This is a genomic window from uncultured Amaricoccus sp. (genome assembly GCF_937858865.1).
Taxonomy (GTDB): Bacteria; Pseudomonadota; Alphaproteobacteria; order Rhodobacterales; family Rhodobacteraceae; genus Amaricoccus.
In genome coordinates, this window is the sequence record NZ_CALLYO010000642.1 from 1 (window position 1) to 2,791 (window position 2,791).

The 2,791-nt window shown below is 71.2% G+C and carries 2 protein-coding genes; both read right to left on the reverse strand.

Features of this window, described 5'->3' with window-relative positions:
* Positions 1–155 precede the first annotated feature (155 nt).
* Positions 156–2,189: a phage terminase large subunit family protein gene (locus tag Q0112_RS19190; RefSeq protein WP_297977700.1), complete on the reverse strand. Its 2,034-nt coding sequence runs from the start codon at positions 2,187–2,189 to the stop codon at positions 156–158.
* Positions 2,137–2,697: a hypothetical protein gene (locus tag Q0112_RS19195; RefSeq protein WP_297977701.1), complete on the reverse strand. Its 561-nt coding sequence runs from the start codon at positions 2,695–2,697 to the stop codon at positions 2,137–2,139. Before Q0112_RS19195 ends, Q0112_RS19190 begins: the two co-directional genes overlap by 53 nt.
* Positions 2,698–2,791: the final 94 nt, after the last annotated feature.

Below are 2,791 nucleotides of genomic sequence, written 5' to 3' on the forward strand. Positions count from 1 at the left end.
CCGCTCGAGGTCGGCGAGCGCTGACGCCATCTCGGCGTCGCTGGCGTAGCCGACCCGGCGGCCCTCGACCTCGACGGTGCGCACGCCGCGGTAGCGGGCGGCGAGCAGCGCGTCGCGGTGGGCGATCATCTCGTCGAGAGTCATGGGAAAGCCCTTCAGCCCAGATAGCTCGAGCGGAAGACGCGGCGGCCGCGGCTCGCACGACGACGGATCAGCCCCGCCGACGGCTCCGCGGCCGTCTCGTCCGCCATGGCGACGTCCCGCGACGGGGCGTGCGCCGCATCATCACCGCCCGCGCCGAGCTGCGCCTCGAGGTCGCGCCACTTCGCCTCCGGCCAGCGGTCGGCGCCGGCGATCCAGGCGGCGGCGCGGGCGTAGACCCGGGTGTCGAGCGCTTCGTTGCGCTCGCGCAGCTTCTGCCACTCCAGCCGGGCGAAGCCGCGCTTCGTCTTCACCGTGACCAGCTGCTCGGCGACGAACTGCTTCAGCCATTCGGCATCGACCCAGTCCGGCAGATGCACCGTTCCCGGCGGGAACGAGGCCCCTGCGGCCAACTCCTCTCCCGTCGGGCGGTCGAGCCTGAGGAAGCGATAGGTCTCGGCCTTGAAGGTCGAGACCGCCACGGTCCAGAGCCGGGCGCCACGGCGGATGCGCCGGCCGCCTTCGGTGGCGTCGACATACGTCGGCCCTGACACCGGGCTCGCCCGGTTGAAGCCCTCGACGCCCTTGACCGGCGCGACCTGTGCGAAGCCCTGCGCCCGCGCCCACGCATAGACCGCCGGCGCCTCGTAGCCGGTGTCGATGGCGAGCCGCGCGATCTGCATGTCGGCGCCGAGCACGTGCGGCCGGGTCCGCCCGAGCAGGCCCGCGAGCCGGTCCCAGCTCTGCGCATGCTCCGGCCCGCCGTCGATGACGACATGATCGACGAGCCAGCTTTCCAGCCCCCGGCCCCAGGCCCAGACGTCGACCTCGATGCGATCCTTCTGCACGTCGGCGCCGGCGGTCAGGAAGAGGCCGCCCTTCGGCACCGTGCCCGCGGGCCAGCTCTCGCGGCGGTCGTAGAGCCGGCGCCAGTCCGGCGCCTCGCCGGTCTCGACCCAAGTCTCGCCGAGGATGGTGTTGCGGAAGGCGCGGATCGCCTCGTCCGATCCTTGGGCTGCTTCCCACGCCCGCGCGATCCGCTCCCAGCTGAGCCAGCCGACCGGCGAGTAGAGCGCCGAGAGGTGGAAGCCGATCGTGGTCGGGTCGGCGGAGGTGGCGGTGGGGCGCCACTCGCCTCCTTCGAGCATCGCCGTCTTGTGGTGCTCGGCGATCGCCGCCTCGCAGCCCTCGCAGGCGTAGGCGGCGGTCTCCGGCTTGCCCTTCTGCCAGCGCAGCCGCTCGAACTTCAGCCACTGTGGAATTCCACAGTGCGGGCAGGCGACGAAGTACCGCCGCTGGTCGGAGGCCTCGTACTCGCGCTCGATGCGGCTGAGGCCGCGGATCGTCGGGGTCGAGACCAGGAACACCTTGCGCCGGTGCGCGAAGGTCAGGGACCGCGCTTCGGCGAGCGAGACCGGATCGCCTTCCTCGTCGGCCGAGGCCGGATAGGCGTCGACCTCGTCGAGGAAGATGTAGCGCGCCGGGGTCGAGCGCAGCCCGACCGCCGAGTTGGCGCCGGTCATGATCAGGATGCCGCCGGCGAACTCCTTCGACAGCATGGTGTTGCCGGCGTCGCGCGAACGCGCCGGCTTCACCTTCGCGCGCAAGGCTGCGCTCTCCTCGATCAGTGGATCGATCCGCTGGCGCGAGTTGCGCTTGGCGAGCTCGACGGTCGGCTGCACCGCCAGCATCGGCCCCGGCGCCTGGTGGATCACGAAGCCAATGAACGAATTACCACTTTCCGTGGCCCCGACCTGAGCAGCCTTCATGAACACGATGCGCTGGGCCGGATGCCCGGGCGACAGCGCGTCCATGATCTCCTTCATGTAGGGCGTCCGCCTGGTGCGGTAGCGCCCGGGCTCGGCCGCCGAGCGCGAGCTGAGCTTGCGGTAGCGGTCGGCCCACTCCGAGACGGTCAGCAGCGGGTCTGGCTTCAGCCCGCCGCCCCAGGCGCGCAGCAGCGCCGCGGCGCCATCGAACGCCGCGATCGGGTCGTCATCCGAGATCGAGCCGGACCTCGGCGAGGTCGTCGAGGTGGGCTCGGACATGGGCTTCCAGAACCTTCTGCATGGTGGCCGGCTCGAGCCCGAGCTCGGCCGCGATCAGCGCCGCGGCGCGGGCCGGCCAGTTCACCCAGGCGTCGCGGGTCTCGCGGGCGAGCCGGAACACCAGCGTCTCGGCGCGAGCGCGATCGACGAGTTCGCCCTTGAGCTTCTGCAGCTTCAGCCGCCGTTCCTGCGACTTCAGCACCTCGTTGGCGGTCTTCGCCTGCAGGAAGGTCGCGCCACCGGCCGCTGGCGGCGGCAGTCCGTTCTCGCGCAACGTGTCGCCCACCGCCGAGAGCGCGGCGTTCGGCACCGGCTTCAGCTTCGGCGGAGCGGACTGGCCCCGCTGCTTCGCGGGATCGGTCGCCGCCGCTCGGCGGACGTCCGACGCATCCGGGTCGATCGAGCCGTCGGGATGCAGGACCAGCCGTCCGGCCGCCTTCGCCTTCTGGATCGCCCCACGCGAGAGCCCGGCGTGGGCGGCGTAGTCGCGCTCGCTCATGCCCTGCATCGTGACCCCAAAATAGCAATCTTATGATCCACTTATCGACTTGGATCGTGCGCGGAACCGAGCATGTGTGGTGTCAAGCAGACGCTTGAATGGA